At 63.4% G+C, this 20,973-nt stretch carries 16 protein-coding genes; 7 read left to right on the top strand and 9 right to left on the bottom strand.

Annotation, left to right across the window (positions count from 1 at the left end):
* Positions 1–194 precede the first annotated feature (194 nt).
* Together C0Z16_RS23245 and gluQRS are read left to right on the top strand one after the other, a co-directional pair.
* A complete protein-coding gene (locus C0Z16_RS23245) occupies positions 195–1,058 on the top strand; it encodes a sulfurtransferase (RefSeq protein ID WP_102634424.1) in 864 nt (287 codons plus the stop codon).
* Between the two features lie 271 nt (positions 1,059–1,329).
* Positions 1,330–2,226, top strand: coding sequence for a tRNA glutamyl-Q(34) synthetase GluQRS (gene gluQRS / locus C0Z16_RS23235; protein ID WP_102634422.1), 897 nt, complete (start codon positions 1,330–1,332; stop codon positions 2,224–2,226).
* 127 nt (positions 2,227–2,353) lie between these two features.
* Here the strand turns inward: gluQRS and C0Z16_RS23230 are convergent, their stop codons facing one another.
* The 6 genes from C0Z16_RS23230 to purT all read right to left on the bottom strand — a co-directional run bounded on the left by C0Z16_RS23230 (position 2,354) and on the right by purT (position 9,555).
* Entirely contained in the window at positions 2,354–3,817 is a 1,464-nt protein-coding gene (locus tag C0Z16_RS23230; protein WP_102634513.1) for a DEAD/DEAH box helicase, read from the bottom strand.
* A gap of 377 nt (positions 3,818–4,194) precedes the next feature.
* A complete protein-coding gene (locus C0Z16_RS23225; protein WP_102634421.1) occupies positions 4,195–5,631 on the bottom strand; it encodes an aldehyde dehydrogenase family protein in 1,437 nt (478 codons plus the stop codon).
* 61 nt (positions 5,632–5,692) lie between these two features.
* On the bottom strand, positions 5,693–7,345 hold the full coding sequence (locus C0Z16_RS23220) for an acetolactate synthase large subunit (protein ID WP_102634420.1): 1,653 nt from the start codon (positions 7,343–7,345) through the stop codon (positions 5,693–5,695).
* A 284-nt stretch (positions 7,346–7,629) separates the two neighbouring features.
* Positions 7,630–7,998, bottom strand: a complete 369-nt coding sequence (locus C0Z16_RS23215) for an MliC family protein (protein WP_102634419.1) — start codon at positions 7,996–7,998, stop codon at positions 7,630–7,632.
* Positions 7,999–8,020: 22 nt separating this feature from the next.
* Positions 8,021–8,233 carry a DUF6726 family protein gene (locus C0Z16_RS23210; RefSeq protein ID WP_102634512.1) on the bottom strand — a complete coding sequence of 71 codons (213 nt, stop codon included), beginning with the start codon at positions 8,231–8,233 and terminating at the stop codon, positions 8,021–8,023.
* A gap of 98 nt (positions 8,234–8,331) precedes the next feature.
* Positions 8,332–9,555: a formate-dependent phosphoribosylglycinamide formyltransferase gene (purT, locus tag C0Z16_RS23205; protein ID WP_102634418.1), complete on the bottom strand. Its 1,224-nt coding sequence runs from the start codon at positions 9,553–9,555 to the stop codon at positions 8,332–8,334.
* Positions 9,556–9,814: 259 nt separating this feature from the next.
* Between purT and C0Z16_RS23200 the strand changes: the two genes are divergently transcribed.
* Together C0Z16_RS23200 and C0Z16_RS39365 are read left to right on the top strand one after the other, a co-directional pair.
* Positions 9,815–10,354 (top strand): META domain-containing protein, encoded by a 540-nt coding sequence (locus tag C0Z16_RS23200; protein WP_102634417.1) that lies wholly within the window; start codon positions 9,815–9,817, stop codon positions 10,352–10,354.
* Between the two features lie 142 nt (positions 10,355–10,496).
* On the top strand, positions 10,497–14,147 hold the full coding sequence (locus tag C0Z16_RS39365) for an FtsK/SpoIIIE family DNA translocase (RefSeq protein WP_102634416.1): 3,651 nt from the start codon (positions 10,497–10,499) through the stop codon (positions 14,145–14,147).
* 137 nt (positions 14,148–14,284) lie between these two features.
* Here C0Z16_RS39365 and C0Z16_RS23190 read toward each other — a convergent pair whose 3' ends face one another.
* Positions 14,285–15,589 (bottom strand): lactonase family protein, encoded by a 1,305-nt coding sequence (locus C0Z16_RS23190; RefSeq protein ID WP_102634415.1) that lies wholly within the window; start codon positions 15,587–15,589, stop codon positions 14,285–14,287.
* A gap of 272 nt (positions 15,590–15,861) precedes the next feature.
* Between C0Z16_RS23190 and C0Z16_RS23185 the strand changes: the two genes are divergently transcribed.
* Positions 15,862–16,014, top strand: a complete 153-nt coding sequence (locus C0Z16_RS23185; protein ID WP_007175701.1) for a DUF3096 domain-containing protein — start codon at positions 15,862–15,864, stop codon at positions 16,012–16,014.
* Between the two features lie 259 nt (positions 16,015–16,273).
* On the opposite strand, the gene C0Z16_RS23180 is transcribed toward C0Z16_RS23185, so the two are convergent.
* Positions 16,274–16,519: a hypothetical protein gene (locus tag C0Z16_RS23180; RefSeq protein ID WP_102634414.1), complete on the bottom strand. Its 246-nt coding sequence runs from the start codon at positions 16,517–16,519 to the stop codon at positions 16,274–16,276.
* A gap of 237 nt (positions 16,520–16,756) precedes the next feature.
* On the opposite strand from C0Z16_RS23180, the gene C0Z16_RS23175 reads away from it, so the two are divergent.
* Positions 16,757–18,637: a glycoside hydrolase family 15 protein gene (locus C0Z16_RS23175; RefSeq protein ID WP_102634413.1), complete on the top strand. Its 1,881-nt coding sequence runs from the start codon at positions 16,757–16,759 to the stop codon at positions 18,635–18,637.
* A 179-nt stretch (positions 18,638–18,816) separates the two neighbouring features.
* Positions 18,817–20,094, top strand: a complete 1,278-nt coding sequence (locus C0Z16_RS23170; protein WP_102634412.1) for a polyhydroxyalkanoate depolymerase — start codon at positions 18,817–18,819, stop codon at positions 20,092–20,094.
* A 129-nt stretch (positions 20,095–20,223) separates the two neighbouring features.
* On the opposite strand, the gene C0Z16_RS23165 is transcribed toward C0Z16_RS23170, so the two are convergent.
* On the bottom strand, positions 20,224–20,856 hold the full coding sequence (locus C0Z16_RS23165) for a TetR/AcrR family transcriptional regulator (protein WP_020065324.1): 633 nt from the start codon (positions 20,854–20,856) through the stop codon (positions 20,224–20,226).
* Positions 20,857–20,973: the final 117 nt, after the last annotated feature.

The following is a 20,973-nucleotide window of genomic DNA, read 5'->3' as shown; positions in this document are numbered from 1 at the left end:
AACGCAACCCACTGGCCATTCGGCCGAGTCAGGGAAACTGCCAGCTTGAGGGATAATATGGGTTTCGCCCTATTCGACGTGGCTGCAGCGCAGGACATCGGAAGGGCTTTCGGGCATTCACGCATGCGACCGCCTCACGGCGCATCCCGCGCCCGGTTTGACGCGACGCCGCCACTTATTACCGCTGGACACACATGAGTATCGTCAATCTCGCCGCGTATCATTTCGCGACCATCGAAGACACCGCTGCTTGGCGCCCGCACGTCACGGAGCGCTGTAATGCGCTCGGCTTGCGCGGCACCATTCTGCTGGCGCCGGAAGGCATCAACCTGTTCGTCGCGGGCACGCGCGAAGCCGCGGACGCGTTCATTGTGTACATCCGTCACGATCCGCTCTTCGAGGGCAAGTTCGCGAGCCTGCAATTCAAGGAAAGCCTGTCGGAAAAGCAGCCGTTCACGCGCATGCTGGTCAAGCTCAAGCGTGAAATCATCACGATGAAAAAGCCGGCCATCCGGCCGGAACTGGGCCGCGCGCCGTTCGTCGACGCACCCACGCTGAAAGCCTGGCTGGACCGCGGTCACGACGGCGAGGGCCGCCCGGTCGTCATGCTCGACACGCGTAACGCGTTCGAAGTCGACGTGGGCACGTTCGACAACGCGCTCGACTACCGCATCACTAAATTCAGCGAGTTTCCGGAAGTGATCGAGCAGAACCGTGCCGACCTCGAAGGCAAGACGATCGTATCGTTTTGCACCGGCGGCATTCGCTGCGAGAAGGCCGCGATCCACATGAAAGACGTGGGCATCGAGAACGTGTATCAGCTCGAAGGCGGCATCCTCAAGTATTTCGAGGAAGTGGGCGGCGCGCATTATCACGGCGACTGTTTCGTGTTCGACTACCGCACCGCGCTGAATCCGCAACTTGAGCCGACCGCGACCGCGCAATGCTTCGGCTGCCGCGCGGTGGTCACGCCTGAAGCGCAGCAGTCGCCCCTGTATGTGGCGGGCAAGACGTGTCCGGAATGCCATCCGGAGAGCAAAGCGGCTCGCGCTGCGTGAAAGCGGCGGGGTTTTTTAATGCGCGACGGGCGTCATTGCGCGGGGTGCGCGAGTCGTACTGCGCGTGGGGCCCATTGCGGCCGGACGCGCGGGTCGTGTTGAGCGCGGTATTTGCGGCTGAACACGTCGGTAGTTCCGGCGCGCGGTATTTGCGGCTGAACGCGCCCGTTATTTCAGCGCGCCGCCACTTTGCAGCCGAACGCGTCGATGATATCCAAGGCGCCGCACTTCCGGCTCAACAGAACCTGAACCTACAACGCATCATCGATCCATGAACTATCGCGGACGCTTCGCGCCGTCGCCCACCGGGCCGCTGCATTTCGGTTCGCTGGTGAGCGCGCTTGCAAGCTGGCTCGATGCCCGCGCGCATCGAGGCGCATGGCTCGTCCGCGTGGAAGATATCGACGGCCCACGCACCGTGCCGGGCGCCGCGCAAGACATCCTGGCCACACTTGAACGCTTCGGCATGCGCGCCGACGAGCCGCCGGTCTGGCAAAGCACGCAGATTCCGCGCTATCAGAAAGCGCTGGAACAGTTGAAGGCGGCGGGTCTCGTCTATCCATGCGGCTGCACGCGCAAAGAAATCGCCGACTCGCTGTTGCACGCACATGCGCGCAACACCACACTCGCCTATCCGGGCACTTGCCGCAACGGATTGCACGGCAAGCCGGCGCGCGCATGGCGACTGCGCGTGCCGGACGGGGACGCGGCCATCATCACTTTCGAGGATCGCTGGCAGGGCCAGCAGGTGCAGAATCTCGCCACCGAGGTCGGCGACTTCGTCCTCAGACGCGCGGACGACCAATGGGCGTATCAACTGGCGGTCGTAGTCGACGACGCCGACGCGCGCATCACGCACATTGTGCGAGGCGCGGACCTGATGGACTCAACGGCCAGGCAGATTTACTTGCAACGTTGCCTCGACCTGCCGACGCCTCAGTACTTGCATGTGCCCGTGGTGACGAATGAGCATGGCGAAAAACTCAGCAAACAGAACGGAGCGACCGCGCTCGATTGTGACAAACCACTCGAGGCACTAAGCGCCGCAGCACGGCATCTGGGACTGAATCTGGACGGCGGCGCGAGCGGCGGAACGTACATGACGTTGGAAGATTTTTATTCCGCGGCCATCGCCGCATGGTCGAAGCGAATGAGCTTGACCGTCTGAACACGCGCGGCGCTCAACGCGCCTGAAAGCGCGTGAACTGTAGAAAGCTATTCGCGCAATTTTCGCCAGCCCGAGAAGCCGCAAGGCGCCATAACAGCGCCACAGCAGCGCCAACCCACAAACAAACTTACGACGACGACTTCCGCGGCATACCAAACCCGCCCAGCAAAGCCGCGAGCGGCTGCTTGGAAGACGACTTCTGCGGCGCGGCCCCCGCAGCCTCGGCCTCTTCCACCTTGCGAACCGAAGCAGGCGACGGCTCATAAGGCTTGAGGAAGAAATCGTCCACAGGCTGCGCGCGATGATGATGCGGCCGATCGAAGGAACCCGACGGCGCGCCCGCGCGGCGGCGACTGCCCCGCTCGTCACGGCCCTCGCTACGCTCACGCCTCGGCGCGCGCTCTTCGTGATGATGGCGCACAGGTGCATCCACGGTCAGACGCTGCACATCCAGCGGACGCTTGATCAGCTTCTCGATGTCCGCCAGTTGCTTGCGCTCGTTGGGGCTGCACAGCGACAGCGCGTCGCCGGAAGCGCCGGCGCGGCCGGTGCGTCCGATGCGGTGCACGTAGTCTTCCGCGTTGAAGGGCAGATCGAAGTTGATCACCGCGGGCAGTTCGGCAATGTCGAGACCGCGCGCGGCGACGTCGGTGGCGACCAGCGCCTCGATCTCGCCACGCTTGAACGCATCCAGCGCCTGCATACGCTCGTTCTGCGTGCGGTCGCCGTGAATCGCCGTCGCGACCACGCCGTCGCGCTCCAGACTGCGCGCAAGACGGCTCGCGCCGATCTTGCTGTTGCAGAACACGATCACCTGCTTGAGGCTGCGCTGGCGAATCAATTGAACGACGGCGCCGGTCTTGTCGCCCTCGGAGACTTCATAAACGGTTTGCGTGACATTGGTCGCGGTCGAGTTGCTGCGCGCGACTTCAATGGTTTGCGGATTGCGCAGGTACGTGGCTGCCAGCTTCTTGATTTCACCCGAGAACGTGGCCGAAAACAGCAATGTCTGACGCTCTTTCGGCAGCAGATTCAGAATGCGCTGCAAGTCTGGCAGGAAGCCCATGTCGAGCATCCGATCGGCTTCGTCGAGCACGAGGATCTGTACCTGGCCGAGATTGGCCGTCTTCTGTTGCACGTGATCGAGCAGGCGGCCCGGCGTGGCGATCAGAATTTCGACGCCGCGGCGCAATTGCTCCGACTGCGGATTCATATCCACGCCGCCGAACACCACGGCGCTGCGCAGCGCCGTGTGCTTTGCATACGACTGAACGTTCGCGGCGACCTGGTCGGCCAGTTCGCGGGTCGGCGTGAGGATCAGCGCGCGCACCGGATGGCGGGCGGGCGAGGCGCTCGTGCTCGCCTGCGGCAACAGACGCTGGATGATCGGCAGCGAGAAGCTCGCGGTCTTGCCGGTGCCGGTTTGCGCGGCGCCCATGACGTCGCGGCCTGCCAGCACGACAGGAATCGCCTGCTCCTGAATCGGAGTGGGCGTGGTGTAGCCGGATTCCTTGACCGCTTTCAGGATGTCGGGTGCGAGACCGAATTGATCAAAAGTCGCAGTGCTGGGCGTGACGGCTGTGTCGGACATGGTGGCTTTCGCTAAAAATGCGCTTGGGCGCGTGCGCGCGGCAGCGGTCGGAACCGCAGAAGGCATCAGGATGAAGGCGGAGCCACGGCGTTCCGCACGGGACCCGTCGTTGCGGGAAAGAATGCGGCCGGCTCCGGCCGGCGGAAACACCCGCCGGAAAGGCCGGTATTGTAGCACTTCAGCAAAAACACTCATGGCGCATGCGCCGGCTTTCTGCTTACGCGGCGAAAGCCCGGCGCCGGTTTCACGTGCGCCCGCCGGTAACGCACCGCCGGCCCCAAGGCCTTGCTCGCGAGCGTAGTGCGTCGACACGACAGTTGCATGACAACCTGGCGGCATGTTTCTCAAAGACTGTCCTTAACAACACGCCCGCCGCCTCACCACGTTTCGCGCATCACCATCAGGCGCAATTCGGTCATGTCCTCGATCGCGTAGCGCACGCCTTCGCGCCCGAGCCCGGAGTCCTTGACGCCGCCGTACGGCATGTTATCGACGCGGAACGACGGCACGTCGTTGATCACGACGCCGCCCACTTCGAGTTCGTCCCACGCGCGATGCGCATGCGCGAGCGAATCGGTGAACACGCCGGCCTGCAGGCCGAATTCGCTGTCGTTGACGGTCGCGAGCGCGGCGCCGAAATCGTCGAAACGCTCCAGAATGGCGACCGGCCCGAATGCTTCCTTGCGATACAGGTCGGTGTCGCGCTTGACTTCTTCGAGAAGTGTGGCCTCGAACATCGCGCCCTCCACCTTGCCGCCCGCGACGATCTTCGCGCCCGCCTGCACCGCGCTCTCCATCCAGCCGGCGAGCCGCTTCGATTCCGATTCGGAAATCATCGGCCCCACGAAGGTCTTTTGGTCCTTCGGATCGCCCATCACGAGCGACTTCGTTTTGGCGATCAGCTTCTCGCGCAGCGCATCGTAAATGCTTGTGTGCACCAGAATCCGCTGCACGCCGATGCAGCTTTGCCCGGACTGATAAAACGCGCCGAACGCGAGGCGGTCGACCACATAGTCGAGCTTGCCGTCCTGATCGCCGTCGACGATCGCGGCCGCGTTTCCGCCCAGCTCCAGAATCACCTTCTTCTTGCCCGCGTTTTTCTTCAGTTCCCAGCCTACCGCTGGCGAGCCGGTGAAGGACAGCAGTTTGAAACGCTCGTCCGTGGTGAAGAGATCGGCGCCGTCGCGATGCGCGGGCAGAATCGAGAACGCGCCCTTCGGCAAGTCGGTTTCCGCGAGAATTTCGCCCATGATCAGCGCGCCGACCGGCGTGCGGCTCGCCGGCTTCAAGACGAACGGCACGCCCGCGGCGATAGCCGGCGCAACCTTATGCGCAGTCAGGTTCAGCGGAAAATTGAACGGCGAGATGAACGAACACGGACCGATCGGCACGCGCTTCACGTAGCCGTGGTAACCATTGGCGCGCGGCGAAATCTGCAGATTGACGATCTCGCCGTCGATCCGCACCGCTTCCTCGGCCGCGACCTTGAACGTGTCGATCAGACGCGTGACCTCGCCCTTCGAGTCGTTGATCGGTTTGCCCGCCTCGATGCACAGCGCGAGTGCCAGTTCGTCGTAGCGTTCGCGAAAGCGCTTCACGCAATGTTCGAGCACCGCCTGGCGCTTGAACGGAGGAAATGCGCGCAACGCGGGCATCGCGTCGACCGCGAAGCCAATTGCCTTGTCGATCGCGGCGGCGTCGGCCATTGCGACGCGGGTCGCCACTTCGCCGCTGAATTTGTCGGTGACTTCAAGATCCGTGTTGGCCGCCACCGCTTCGTTCGCGAGGTAGTACGGGTAGGTCTTGTTCAACATGACGCGTTCTCCTTCCGATAGGTGACAGCGGCAGCGCGAGGCAGACAAACACCCGCGCCGCTCACAGCTGCGCGGAGAGCCGCTTGATCTCGCGGTTCAGCACGCGCTCGTTATCCGAATAGTCGATGGGCACGTCGATCACATGCACGCCCGGCGTTGCGAAACAGTCGCGCAGCAAAGGCGCAAACTCGGCCGCGGATTCGATCCGATGCCCCTTCGCGCCATAACTCTGCGCGTACGCGACAAAGTCCGGATTCGCAAGCGTCATGCCGTAGTCAGGGAAATTCATATTCTCCTGCTTCCAGCGGATCATGCCGAAAGCGTCGTCGCGCACAATGAGGATCACCAGATCGAGCTTCAGACGCACCGCCGTTTCCAGCTCCTGCGAGTTCATCATGAAGCCGCCGTCGCCGCACACGGCCATCACCTTGCGGTCCGGGTGCACGATCCTGGTAGCAATCGCGGACGGCAAACCCGCGCCCATCGAGGCCAGCGCGTTGTCGAGCAGCAGCGAATTCGGCTCGTGCGCGCGGTAGTAGCGCGCGAACCAGATCTTGTACATGCCGTTGTCAAGACACACGATGCCGTCAACCGGCGTGGTCTCGTACACGTCGTTGACCAGCCGCACCGGGTACATCGGAAAGCGGTCGTCGTGCTGGCCTTTCACCAGATGCGCCTCGAAGTGCGCCTTGATTTCCTTGAAGCGCGTGAAATCCCAGTGCTCCTGGCGCTCCTTCAAACTCTCCTTCAGTTGCCACACGGCATTGGCGATGTCGCCGACCACTTCGATCTGCGGGAAATACACCGTATCGACTTCCGCGCCGAGGAAGTTGACGTGAATCACCGTTTTCTCGCCGGCCTCGCCGCTGCGCATGAAAAACGGCGGCTTCTCGATCACGTCGTGCCCGACATTGATGATGCAGTCGGCGTGATCGATCGCGCGGTGTACGAAGTCGCCATCGGACAAGGTGGCATTGCCGAGCCACATCGGATGCGATTCGTCGATCACGCCCTTGCCCATCTGCGTGGTAAAGAACGGAATGCCGATCTGGTCGACGAACTCGCGCAGCATCTTCGTCGTGGTCTTGCGGTTGCCGCCCGCGCCGATCATCAGTAACGGATGCTTCGCTTTCGTGATTGCCTCGGCGGCGCGCGCGACCGCTTTTTCCTCCGCGACGGGACGCCGGCTGTAGCTCTTCGGAATCGGCTTGCCGTCCCCCTCTTCATGCGCAACGTCTTCCGGCAGTTCGAGATGCGTGGCGCCCGGCCGCTCCTCTTCAGCCTGCCGGACGGCCTCGCGCACCGCCGCCGGAATATTGGCAACCGACACGATCTGGCGCGTGTATTTAGTGAGCGGCTCCATCATCCGCACCACGTCGACGATCTGGAAATGCCCCTGCTTGCTCGACTTGATCGGCTTTTGTCCAGTGACCATCAGCATCGGCATGCCGCCTAGCTGCGCGTAGGCCGCCGCCGTGACGAAGTTGGTCGCGCCGGGGCCGAGCGTCGCAAGACATACGCCGGTACGGCCCGTGAGACGTCCATAGGTCGCGGCCATGAAACCCGCCGCCTGTTCATGACGTGTCAGGATCAAGCGGATTTTCGAGCGGCGCAGCGATTCGAGCAGATCGAGATTTTCTTCACCGGGGATGCCGAACACGTACTCGACACCTTCAGCTTCCAGCGATTTGACGAACAGGTCCGATGCTTTCATGGAGGGTCTCGCTTGAGGGTACGGACGGGGGCGCAAAGCCTGGCCGTGGGTGAGCGGAAACGGACGATCGGAGACTCAGGCAACAGCGATGACGGAAACGGCGGCAGCGACGACGGCAACAACGGCAACAACGCGAATGCCATGCCGGACAGCTTACTACTCGAAGGGGAATGATGCGCGCAGGCGGGCAATGCCGCGAAGTCTAAGCGTGGAGCGAAGGCAGAAACGGAAGCAGAAGCAGAAGCAAAACCAGGCGGCAACTTCAGGCCGCCGCCGCATGAGGTTCAGCGATTGATGGTGATGCAGTCGGACAGCAGCGGCGGCGCGTCCTCGCCGGCCATGATGTCGTAGAGATCCGCGCGCGGGCCCTTGGTCCACCACGTATAGCTGCCGGCCTGATATTTCACGCCGGACGCCGCGATGGTGTTGACGAACAGCAGTTGCCTGCCCTTCACAGGCACGAGCGCGAAGCTCTGGCCGTTGGCCGTATTCCAATAGGTAACGTGCAGGATCTTGCCGGTTGCGCACGTGTACTTATGCGTTTGACGGTTTCTGGTCTGAACGTCTTCGAGATGCAAGGGCGCCGCGAACGCGCTGCCGTACATGCCCGCCAGAGTCGCCGCGAGGCTCACTGCAACCAGCCGATTCTTCATTGGATGCCTCAGTCGTTGCTGATCAAGGGTCGATCACTTCGGCGCAGGCATCGGTCGGCGCCGCGGCCACGTGTCCGACCACCGGCACGATCTTCAAACCAGCCGACGCAATACGGCACGGCGCGGCCGCGAGCTCGCACCCGGTCAATCCGGCGGACAGTGCGAGCAGCACGCCCACCGCGCCGAGACGGGCGGCCATGCCGCGCCAAGTTTTGCTACCGGATTCCAGCGACATACCCACCTCGACTTCAATGAGCCCGCCATCCATTCGACGAACTCCATTCATTCGGGCTGCGGGCGCCACGGATTTGCCGGGCAGCCACGCAGCGCGCGTCAACGCGCTGACTTCGCCGACACGGGACGCACCGCCGCCGCGGCCTGCTTCGCGCGCGAGCGTGCTTCGTCGGTATTCTCGCCGGTAGCCAGCGCGACACCCATGCGGCGCTTGACGAAGCTCTCCGGCTTGCCGAAGAGGCGCAGGTCCGCATTCGGGACCGCGAGCGCCGCGGCGACGCCTTCGAACGCAATGCCAGTCTCGTCCATGCCGCCGTAAATCACCGCCGACGCACCCGGCGCGCGCAGCGACGTATCTACCGGCAAACCGAGGATGGCACGCGCGTGCAATTCGAACTCCGAAAAGCGTTGCGAGCACAGCGTAACGAGACCGGTGTCGTGCGGACGCGGGCTGACCTCCGAGAACCATACGTCATCGCCACGGACGAAAAGTTCCACGCCGAACAGGCCCCGCCCGCCGAGCGCGGCTGTGACCTTGTGCGCGACTTCGCGCGAACGTTCGAGCGCGAGCGGACTCATCGGCTGCGGCTGCCATGATTCGACGTAATCGCCCGCCACCTGCACGTGACCGATCGGATCGCAGAAGTACGTGGCGACCTGGCCGTTCGACGGATCAACGGCGCGCACCGTCAACTGCGTGATCTCATATTCGAAATCGATAAAGCCTTCGACGATTACGCGGCCGTGATTCACGCGGCCGCCGGCCATCGCGTACTGCCAGGCGGGTTCGACATCGGCGTTGCTCCTGAGCACGGACTGCCCTTTGCCCGACGACGACATTACCGGCTTCACCACGCACGGATAACCGACTTTGACGATGCCCGCCCGCAGTTCGTCGAGCGAATCGGCGAACGCGTACGGCGAGGTGGGCAAACCGAGTTCTTCGGCGGCAAGACGGCGGATGCCTTCGCGATTCATGGTGAGTTGCGTGGCGCGCGCGGTCGGGATCACTTCGGCGAGACCGTCGCTTTCGATCGCGGCGAGCGCCTCCGTCGCGATCGCCTCGATTTCGGGGACGATCAGATGGGGGCGCTCCTGCTCGACGAGCGCGCGCAACGCGGCGCGGTCGGTCATGTCGATTACATGCGAGCGGTGCGCGACCTGGTGGCCCGGCGCATTCGGATAACGGTCGACCGCGATCACTTCCACGCCCAGCCGTTGCAGCGCGATGATCACTTCCTTGCCGAGTTCGCCCGCGCCGAGCAGCATCACGCGCGTGGCGGATTCAGAAAGGGGCGTGCCGATCCGTTGGCCGATCTGCATGGGGTCTCCAGATAAAAGTCGGATGAGGGTGGGATTGGGTAGATCACGATGTTAACATGCGGGCCCCTCGCCGCGCGTTGCTCGCGGCGGCCGCATTTTTATCCGCACACGAAGCGCGCGAAGGGCCACGACGCGGCGCCGGCGGCGCGCTTATGCTCCGCCGCGATCTCGATAAAGGCGCCGCACACGCTCCGGCTCGCGCGCGGTGCGCTGAGTGCGTTACCCTTACGCCTTCGCCAGTTTGAAGAGGAACGACGCCATGCACCCAAGCTTCTCCACGCGACGTCTCGCGCGCATCGCCCCCTACGCGCGCACGGCCCTCGCCGCGTTGAGTATCGCCACGCTGCTCGGTGCCTGCACGATCCCGAAACATCCGGATGCAGAAGCGCCCGCACCCGATCCGTTCAACCCGGCCGTCACCCAATTGCTCGACGATACGAGCTGGGTCCTCACCGCGTGGAAGCAGGCGGACGGCACGGCGCGCACGGTTCCGTTCGCAAGTCTCGGCGCGCCGATCACGCTCACGCTTTCCACGGCGACGGGCCAGCGCCATGCGAGCGGCTTTTCCGGCTGCAACCGCTATATGGGCTCGTACTCGCTGAAGGACGGCAAGCTGAGTTTCGGCACACTCGGCGGCACGCGCATGGCCTGCGCGACGCCGGGCGGACAGATCGAGAGCTCGTATCTGAACGCGCTGACGCATATCGACCGGACTGGCGTGCAGATGCGCGAGCCGCAACAAATGCAACTCGTGCTCGATAACGGCGATACGCTGGTTTTCGAGCGCAGCGCCAAATAGACGGAGCGCGGATTGTCCGGCGCGCCGGCCCGGTTTGCCCCAGGACGCGAGCATACTTGCGTCCGTCTCCGAAGCCGTGGGCTTCGCCGGTTTAAACTCGACGGATTGCGTTTTCCCAATCCGTCATTCGTTGATGTCTAGTATGCACACGGTAGTTTTCGGCTGGTTCGGCGGGTCGGCCGTCTGGTTCCTTCCTCTTTTGTGGAGGCTCGTCAAGTCAATGCTGCCGGGCGGCGCGGGTTTGCGCGGCCCCGGCACGATCCGGCTATGGCTCGGCTTCGTCTGCGTGATGTTGGCGAGCTGCACACTGGAGGCGTCGCTGATCGGCGTGGCCGGCATGAACGCGATGGGCCATGCGCTGACCGCGGGCTTCGGCCGCCTGCTCGGGCATATCGGCACGCCGCTCGCGGCGCTCGCACTGCTCGTCGTCAGCCTGCCCTGGCTGATCGGCTTCCATTGGCGCGAGTTTTTTGCGTGGGCCGACGGCGCATTCGGCCTCGGCCTGGCGTCACGCGGTCTTGCCAAGCGCGACGATGAAGCGCGCCGTCATCGCAGTGTCGACGACGGCGCGTCGTCGCATATTTCCGCTTCCACGAATACGATGGCGCCCCGGACCAACGGGCGTTACTCGCGGCCGACCGTTTGGCGGCCGCCTGTCAAAGGGCGCGCCGCGGGTGGGGCGGGTGTGGGTGGCGTGGGTGCAGGCGTGGTGCAATCCGCCGTGGGTAAGGATGCGACGGCGCGTGCGGCTGGAGAAAGCTGGCGAGCCGGACGAACTGCGCCGCGCAGCCAGCTTTCGCAGGTCGAGCCGGTGTTGCGCACGGGCGGTGCTATGCCGGCGCGGCAGGTCACCGCGCAGATGCAGATGCATGCCGCCGGGGCCAACAAGCCGCCGCGGACGCCTGCGGAACCGGTCGCACCGGTTGGATGGTTGCGTGACACGGCGCCACGCGCGGGTGCGTCTGGCGCGGGCTCGGCAGGGAAAGCCGGCGTAAGCGATGTCGCCAGCGCGGGCGCTGTGTCGCATGGCGGAAGTCGCTCGGCGCTTGAGCCACGGACTGGCGAGGCGTTGGGAATCGGCGCAGGTGTGGCGGGTGCGGGTGCGGGTGCGGGTGCGGGTGCGGGTGCGGCCAGTGCTGGCGCACCGGCGGCGGCAAATTCGCTGTTCCAACGCGCATCCGTCGACGGAAGCTTGCCGGCGACTCGCGCTTCCGCGCCATCGGATCGCGCGACGTCGTCCGGACAAGCGTTGCGGCCCACTCCACGCGCGAACGAAGTCATTGCGCCGTCAGACACTCGTCGGCCGATGTCGCCGGCGCCGAGCTACACGCGGCCAATGGCGCCAACGGAAAACGTCACGCCGCCCGCCAGCGTCCAGGAGACGTTGCGCAGCATCGCGGAAAACGCCGCGCGCTGGACCGACATCGCCGGGGTCAGCCTCGCACGAAGCACCGGCGCGGAAGGTGCCAAGATCGTGGGCGAAAACCTGGCGCCCGTCGCCGAATCCGCTTTGGCAACAGCGAAAGCGTCTGACTCCGCGCCAGCGTCAACGGTGGCATCCACACCGCATGGCGCCACGCCGTCCATCACTCGCACGCCGTTCGAGATGTTTGCGAGCCGATTCCATGAGACGGACGCGCCATCGCACACCTCGTCATTGGAAGAAGACATACCCTCATCAGCGGAAGAGTCGGATGTTCACTCGGACACCGACGCCAGCGCTGCTGCGCACGTGAGCCTGGATCGCGGCACCGAAGTCGAAGAACCCGTCGCTCCGCTCGCCGATCGCCTGCAGTTCAGCGAGCCGCAAAGCGCTCCGTCGACGCCGACGCCACATGTCGCAGGCACGAGCGCGAGTACAAGCACGACCGCAGCAACATCCACGGCCGATGTGCGAGTGGTAGCGCCCCCTACGCTCGCGGACGCAGACGAAGCCCCGGCGCACTCCAACACCGCACATGCTGCCGAAATCGCTGCCGACGTTGCCTCCGCGCCCGAGGAAAGCATCGCGCCGTGGGCATCATCCAACGTAGTTCGTTTCCCCGGCCTGTCGACGCAGACGTCGCAGCAATCGCAAGCGCAACCGCTTGCGCATGACGAACCACCACTCGCCTCCCCACGTCTCAGCGTCCCGACGACCGCTCCAACAACCGAGACATCAGCCCGAACCCCAGGCCTTTCATCCACGCCGCCCGCTTCATCGCCGCTCCAATCAGCCGGCGAGCCCTCTCCCGAGCCGCTGGTCCTGCGCGCGCCGCTGCGTGGCCACAGCCCAACTAGCGGCTTCGAATTCCACGCGCCGGCCGCGTCGATGGTGGAATTGCCCACGCTTGATCTGCTCGCGCGCGCGGACACCGACGTTGAGCCCGTCTCCGAAGAAAAGCTCATCGAAACCGGCTTGCTGATCGAACAACGCTTGCAGGAATTCAAGGTGCCGGTGACGGTGGTCGGCGCGTCGGCCGGTCCGGTCATCACGCGCTTCGAGGTGGAGCCGGCGCTCGGCGTGCGCGGCAGTCAGATCGTCGGCCTGATGAAGGACCTGTCGCGCGGTCTCGGGCTCACGTCGATCCGCGTCGTCGAAACGATTCCGGGCAAGACCTGCATGGGTCTCGAATTGCCGAACGCGAAGCGCCAGACCATCCGCTTGTCCGAGATCCTCGAAGCGAGTGTCTATCAGAACTCCCATTCACAATTGACGCTTGCGATGGGCAAGGACATCACCGGTCATCCGGTGGTCGCCGATCTCGCCAAGGCGCCGCACATGCTGGTTGCGGGCACAACCGGCTCGGGCAAGTCGGTCGCGATCAACGCGATGATCTGCTCGCTGCTCTACAAGGCGACGCCCGAGGAAGTGCGCCTCATCATGATCGACCCGAAGATGCTCGAGCTGTCGGTCTACGAAGGCATTCCGCATCTGCTCGCGCCGGTCGTCACGGACATGAAGCTCGCCGCCAACGCGCTCAACTGGTGTGTCGGCGAAATGGAAAAGCGCTACCGCCTGATGTCCGCGGTCGGCGTGCGCAATCTGCCGGGTTTCAACCAGAAAATTCGCGACACCGAAGCGAAGGGCAAGAAGCTCGGCAATCCGTTTTCGCTGACGCCCGAGGCGCCCGAGCCGCTCGCCCCGCTGCCGCTGATCGTCGTCGTGATCGACGAACTCGCCGATTTGATGATGGTGGCCGGCAAGAAGATCGAAGAACTGATCGCGCGGCTCGCGCAAAAAGCGCGCGCGGCGGGCATCCATCTGATCCTGGCAACGCAGCGGCCCTCGGTGGATGTGATCACCGGGCTCATCAAGGCGAATATTCCGACGCGCGTCGCCTTCCAGGTGTCGTCGAAAATCGACTCGCGCACGATTCTCGATCAGATGGGCGCGGAGTCGCTGCTCGGCCAGGGCGACATGCTGTTCCTGCCGCCAGGCACCGGCTACCCGCAGCGCGTGCACGGCGCGTTCGTCGCGGATGAGGAAGTGCACCGAATCGTCGAATATCTGAAGCAGTTCGGCGAGCCGCAGTACGAGGAAGGCATTCTCGACGGCCCGGCCACCGATGGCGGCGCCGCGCAGGACCTGTTCGGCGATTCGCCGGATGCGGAAGCCGATCCGCTTTACGACGAAGCCGTCGCGTTCGTCGTGCGCACGCGGCGCGCGTCGATCTCGTCGGTGCAGCGGCAGTTGCGCATCGGCTATAACCGCGCGGCGCGTCTCGTCGAGCAGATGGAAAGCGCCGGGCTGGTGTCCGCAATGGGTATCAACGGCAGCCGTGAAGTGCTCGCGCCGGGGCCGGCGGAATAGACGGCTGTCATGGCAAGTTCATTGCTGCCGGCGTATTGAATACGCGTCACGACAGCGAAAACGCCAGCCACCAAACAACGGGCCGCTCCAAGCGGCCCGTTTTTCATTCACCGTGCGCTGACGCGATCAAACATCGCTCACGATGGCGACACGAGCTTGAAATCGACCGGCGAGCCGATCTCGATACGCTTCGGATTCGCTTCGAGCAGACCGCTCTGCTGATCGCGCCGGAACACATACACGGTATCGCTGTTCTGATTGCCGACGATCAACCACTTGCCTGTCGGGTCGATCGCAAACTCACGCGGCGACTTGCCGAGGCTGGATTGATGGCCGATCTTTTTCAGGTGCCCATTGGCGGGATCGATGGAGAAGATCACGATCTCGTTGGCATCGCCGCGATTGGTCGCGTACAGAAAGCGCCCGTCCGGCGACAAGTGGATCGCCGCGGCGCCTACCGCGCCCTTGAAGCCCGGCTCGGTCAGAGAAACGGTCTGAACCTGCGTGAGCTTGCCGTCGTCGTAATTGAACATGCTGACGGTCGCGGTGAGTTCGCTCGTCAGATACGCATGCTTGCCATCGGCGCCGAACACCAGATGCCGCGGGCCGGTGCCCGGCTTTTCCTGCGTGTAGCGCCAGTCGGTCGGCCCGAACAGGCCGCGGCTGCCGTCAGGCGTGTAGCGGTACGAGTACAGCTTGTCAGCGCCGAGATCCTGCGCAAACAGATAGCGGCCGTCGGGCGAAAACACGGTGGAATGCACATGCGAGTTGTCCTGGCGTCCTTTCACGGGACCGCCGCCTTCATGATGCACCGTCAGCACCGACGCGCCGAGCTGGCCGTCCGCCTGCACCGGAAACACGGCGAAGCTGCCGCCCGGATTGGCCGCCACCGAGTAGTTCGCGGTTAGCAGATATTTGCCATCCGGCGACAGGCTCAGGTAGCACGGATCGTTGCCATCTGCCGAAACCTTGTTGAGGAAGCTCAACTGGCCACTGGCGGCGTCGAAGCGAAATGCGCTGACGCCGCCGCGCTGGGTGGCCGGCCCGTTGTCGCCGGGCAGTTCGTTGACGGCGTAGACAAAACGGCGGTCGCGGCTGACCACGAGATACGACGGGTTCACCGTCTGCGCGACCGACACGCGCGTCGCGTCGCCGGTCTTCGTGTCGAAGCGATAGACATACAGCCCCTCGCTCTTGCCGCCGGTGTAAGTGCCGACCAGCATGTCATAGACCCCATCGGCGGGCGCCGGGCCGGCATCTTGCGCAAACGCGGGCGAAGCGACAATCGAGACCATGAGCGCGAAACCTTTTATGATCGAGCGGGCGGCGCGCATTGGAGCGAATGCACGCGCGCGCCGTAAAGTTGAGCCAGCATCGGCATACGAAGAAGGCGGATTAGGACCTGGAGCCGCGCGCATAGCGGCCCGGTGACGACGAAGCATGTGACCTCCTCTACATTGGTTATTTGCATGAATCGGTTGTCATAGTGTCTCTGGTCTGCAGCGCGCTGGCCGAGCGTCGCTCCTGTCGGGCAAGTATAGAAGTGTTGCATCGGATCATGCAGCGAAGCGGCTGGGCAGCGGTCCGTCCGTCGGGCGGCATTCTGTCGGGCACGGACGCTGCATCGGGTAGTCATAGACGCCGCATCGGGTAGCAATTGTCCCGCCTGGCGGGACGTTTCTTCAATCGCGTGTCACCACACTACGGAGTCTTCATGAACGTCACACTCAGCCTGGGCCCGCTGGTTTCCTTGATCGCCGGCATTCTGATTCTGGTGATGCCGCGGCTTTTGAACTACATCGTCGCGCTTTACCTGATCATCATCGGGATCATTGGGATTTTTGGCGTGGGGTCGTCGCACTTCTAGGAGCGGGAGCCGAGTGTCGACTGTCTCGATCAACGCGCAGCCGGGAGCACGACGGCCCGGCTGCGCTCTGTAAAAGGAAGCGTGGATGCAGCGAGTGAGATCGCGGCTCGCGCGCGACAAAGCACAGGCACGCGCGCCGAACCTGGCGCTGCCGGTCATTGCCGCGAGTTGGCAGGAGAAATCAGGCGCCCAGGCGACACAGAACAACCGGGCTGATGTTCGCCGCCCGGATGCCGATTATGCTTGCCAGGGGCCGGAGTCAGCCGTTCGAAAGCTGGTCCAGACGCCAACGCCCCTGCAGCGAGAGCGCGCCGACGGCATAATGGCCGTCACCTTCCTGGTAGCGCCGGAAGCAGGCTCGTTCGATCAGAAAGCTCGCGGCGGTCTGCATGCCATTGCGGCTCAGACCAAGGCGGCCATGATCGAGAGGCAACATTGAATCGTCCGCAAGCTGGCTCGCGGCGGAGAGAATCGTGATGCAGTCGGATTTTGACGGATTCAGCATGGCTTTCGTCCTCGAAACGGCGTGTGCATGCGCGATGAATAAGCCGGTTCGCAAATCAGGAAGATTTTCGAATCGACCAGAATACCGATTGTAGGCACAGGTTTGACATTTACCAACCCGCGTTTTGCCGCATTGCCCGTTGCGCCAAAAAGCATCGCGCGAGTCGGCAAAGAACAACGAACGGGACGCGGCGAACTTTGCCGGTCCTGCTACTGAAACGCATCGATACGCACCTTCATGCCCGCACTCATCGAAGACTATGCGCTCATCGGCGACGGCCACACGGCCGCGCTTGTTTCCCGCGAGGGTTCCGTCGACTGGCTCTGCTGGCCGCGCTTCGACTCCGGCGCCTGTTTTGCCGCGCTGCTCGGCACCCCGGACAACGGCCGCTGGCAGATTTGCCCCGACTCCGACACGCCCGCGACAATCACCCGCCGTTATCGCGGCGAGACGTTGATTCTCGAGACCGACTTCGAAACGCCCGAAGGCGCCGTCACGCTCGTCGACTTCATGCCGCCTGGCAACGGCTGGTCGGAGATGGTGCGCATCGTCGTCGGCAGGCGCGGCACCGTGCGCATGAAGATGGAGCTGGTGCTGCGCTTCGACTACGGCTTTTCGATTCCGTGGGTCGACCGCCTGAAACACGACAGCGGCATCAAAGCGATCGTCGGCCCGGATAACGCCGTGCTGCGCACGCCCGTCGAATTACATGGCGAGAACATGAAGACCGTCGCCGAATTCACCGTCAGCGAAGGTGAGCGCGTGCCTTTCTCGCTCGCTTATGCGGCCTCGCATCTGCGGCTTCCGCCCGCGCGCGATCCGCACACGGCGCTCGCGCGCACCGAAAATCACTGGCTCGAATGGTCGGCGCGCAGCACCATCGAAGGAAGATGGGCCGAGCCGATACGCCGCTCGCTGATCACGCTGCGGGCGCTCGCCTACGAGCCGACTGGCGGAATTGTCGCCGCGCCCACCACCTCGCTGCCGGAACAGCTAGGCGGCACTCGCAACTGGGACTACCGCTACTGCTGGCTGCGCGACGCCACGATCACGCTGCTCGCGCTGATGCGCGGCGGCTACTACGACGAAGCACGCGCATGGCGCAGCTGGCTCGGCCGGGTGATGGCCGGCGCGCCCGACCAGTTGCAGATCATGTATGGTCTTGCCGGCGAGCGGCGTCTGCCCGAATTCGAAGTCGACTGGCTGCCCGGCTATCAGGGCGCGAAGCCCGTGCGAATCGGCAACAACGCGGTCGGCCAGCGCCAGCTCGACGTTTATGGCGAAGTGATGAACGCGCTGCATCTGGCCCGTGTCGGCGGCTTGCAGGCGGACGACACCGCGTGGAACGTGCAACGCGCGCTGCTGCGCCACCTCGACACGATCTGGCAGGAACCCGACGAGGGCATCTGGGAAACGCGCGGCGGGCGCCAGCATTTCACTTTCTCGAAGGTGATGGCGTGGGTCGCGTTCGACCGTGCGCTTGCATCGGCGGAAATGTTCAAGCTCGACGGCCCGCTCGACGAATGGCGCGCCACGCGTGCAAAAATTCATGCGGAAGTCTGCGAGAAGGCGTGGAATCCGGCGCGCAATGCATTTTCGCAGGCCTACGGCAGCGATCAGCTCGACGCCAGCGTGCTACTCTTGCCGCTCGTCGGGTTCCTGCCGCCCGATGATCCGCGCGTGAAAGGCACGTTGGCCGCGATCGAAGCCGATCTGATGCACGACGGCTTCGTGATGCGTTACCGCACGACCGAATACGACGACGGCCTGCCGCCCGGGGAAGGCACGTTTCTGGCTTGTTCGTTCTGGATGGTGGACAACCTGGCATTGCAAGGCCGCCTCGACGAAGCGATCGCCATGTACGAACGGCTGATCGCGCTGTGCAACGACGTGGGTCTGCTGGCGGAGGAATACGACCCGGCCGCGAAGCGGCTGGTCGGCAACTTCCCGCAGGCGTTCTCGCATGTGGCGCTCGTGAACACGGGCCTGAACCTGATGAAGCACGAACAGGCGATGGCGCGGGCCACGGGCCAGCCATCCCATAACGGCATAGATGACGCAAAACTTAAGGCTGCGGCAAGTCCGCATAGCGGCACGGCAACATCGCCAGTACCATGATTCAATGACACTTTTACGGGAGAGCGCCGCCCGATTGCTGCATTGCACAAGCACGCTTGTTTGTATATGATCGAACAGTCTGTCGGCCGACAATAATGTGCCAACAACCAATACGGCCTGCCGCAACGCCACACGCGTGTTTGCGAAGCCCCATGCGAACCGCTTAAAACGGAGCACCCATGCTCTACCAACTGCACGAATTCCAGCGGGCTATGCTGAGCCCGCTTACCGCCTGGGCTCAGGCCGCGTCCAAATCGTTCGCGAATCCTGCCAGCCCGCTGGCTTACGTGCCCGGCGCAACGCGCCTTTCCGCCGGTTACGAACTGCTCTACCGGCTCGGCAAAGATTACGAAAAGCCGGAGTTCAACCTTCATCAAATTGTTAAAGATGGTCACAACATTCCGATCATCGAGCAAACAATCATTGAGAAGCCGTTCTGCCGCCTGATGCGCTTCAAGCGTTTCGCGGACGACAGCGACGCCGTGACCCAACTCAAGGACGAGCCCGTCGTACTCGTGTGCGCGCCGTTGTCGGGTCACCATGCCACGCTGCTGCGTGACACAGTGCGCACGTTGTTACAGGACCACAAGGTTTATCTGACCGACTGGATCGACGCGCGCATGGTGCCGCTCGAAGACGGCGAGTTCAATCTCGACGACTACGTCGCCTACATTCAGGAATTCATCCGCCACATCGGTGCAAAGAATCTGCATGTGATCTCCGTGTGTCAGCCGACCGTGCCGGTGCTCGCCGCCATTTCGCTGCTGGCAAGCCGCGGCGAAGACACGCCGCGCACCATGACGATGATGGGCGGACCGATCGACGCGCGTAAGAGCCCTACGTCGGTCAACTCGCTCGCCACACAGCACTCGTACGAGTGGTTCGAGAACAACGTGATTTTCACGGTGCCGCCAAACTATCCGGGCGTGGGCCGCAAGGTCTACCCGGGCTTTCTGCAGCACACCGGTTTCGTCGCGATGAACCCGGAACGCCATGCGGCTTCGCATTGGGACTTCTACCAGAGCCTGCTGCGCGGCGACGAAGACGACGCCGAAGCGCATCGCCGTTTCTACGACGAGTACAACGCAGTGCTCGACATGGACGCCGATTACTATCTCGACACCATCCGCGTGGTGTTTCAGGAGTTCAGCCTGGCCGAGGGCACCTGGGAGGTGGCGGGTGAACGCGTGCGGCCGCAGGACATCACGAAGACTGCTCTCTTCACGATCGAAGGCGAACTGGACGATATTTCCGGCGACGGCCAGACCTATGCCGCGCATGGGTTGTGCACCGGCATTCCGGAGAAGGACAAGCGTCATTTCACGGCGGAGAAGTGCGGGCACTACGGTATTTTTTCGGGCCGCCGCTGGCGCACGATCATTTATCCACAGCTGCGCGACTTCATCCTCGAGCACAATAAGGCGCCGAAAGTAGCGAAGGAAAAAGCCGAAGTCTGAACGGCGCTTATGTAGCCAATACGAACGGCCTCCTTTGGGAGGCCGTTATTTTTTCAGCTGTATCTAAAGACTCTGTTGAGAAGCGTCTGAAGCGTTCTTAGTTTTGAGAGTGTGACGCGAGGCGTCGGCTTATTTTCGCAACAGATAAGCAAGCAGTAGCTCGGTGTTCATCTGGATCACCTCACTGCGTTCGCTCGCACTGCTGAAATCGCGGCCAAGCGTGGCTTCGAGCGTGAAGCGATTCGACACGATGTAATAGCCCATGCCCGACAGCGTGACATAGAAGCGCAGCGGATCGACGTTGGTGCGAAACAGCCCCGCGCGTTGACCCCGCTCGAGGATGCTGCCGAGCGTGGCAACGATCGGCGAAATCATTTCGCGGATACGCGTCGACTTCTGCATATAACGCGCCTCATGCAGATTCTCGTTATTGACGAGGCGCAGCAATTCGGGATGATCGCGGTAGTAATCCCAAACAAAATGCGCGAGGCGCGTAACGGCCTCAACCGGCGCAATGCCGTTCAGTTCGAGCGTGCGTTCCGCTTCGTTGAGCGCGCTGAACGCGTGCTCGAGCACTGCCGTGAAAAGCTGCTCCTTGCTACCGAAGTAGTAGTAGAGCATGCGTTCGTTCGTCTCCGCCCGGCGGGCGATCTGATCGACGCGCGCGCCGAATAGCCCACCATTTGCAAACTCTTCGGCTGCCGCAAGCAGAATGCGACGCCGGGTGCCTTCAGGATCTCTTTTGATTTTCGGCTGATTCATGGTGGCATTGTCTTCGTGAGCCGCGTTATCCGGATCGCACCGCCGGCCTCTCCTCGGGCCTTGCACCGACAGCACTGAACGGGCTGGTTGGGGGAACACCCTTCTGCGGTCTTTCGA

The organism is Paraburkholderia rhynchosiae (assembly GCF_002879865.1).
Classification (GTDB): Bacteria; Pseudomonadota; Gammaproteobacteria; order Burkholderiales; family Burkholderiaceae; genus Paraburkholderia; species Paraburkholderia rhynchosiae.
This window is presented reverse-complemented; position numbering and strand designations above follow the sequence as displayed.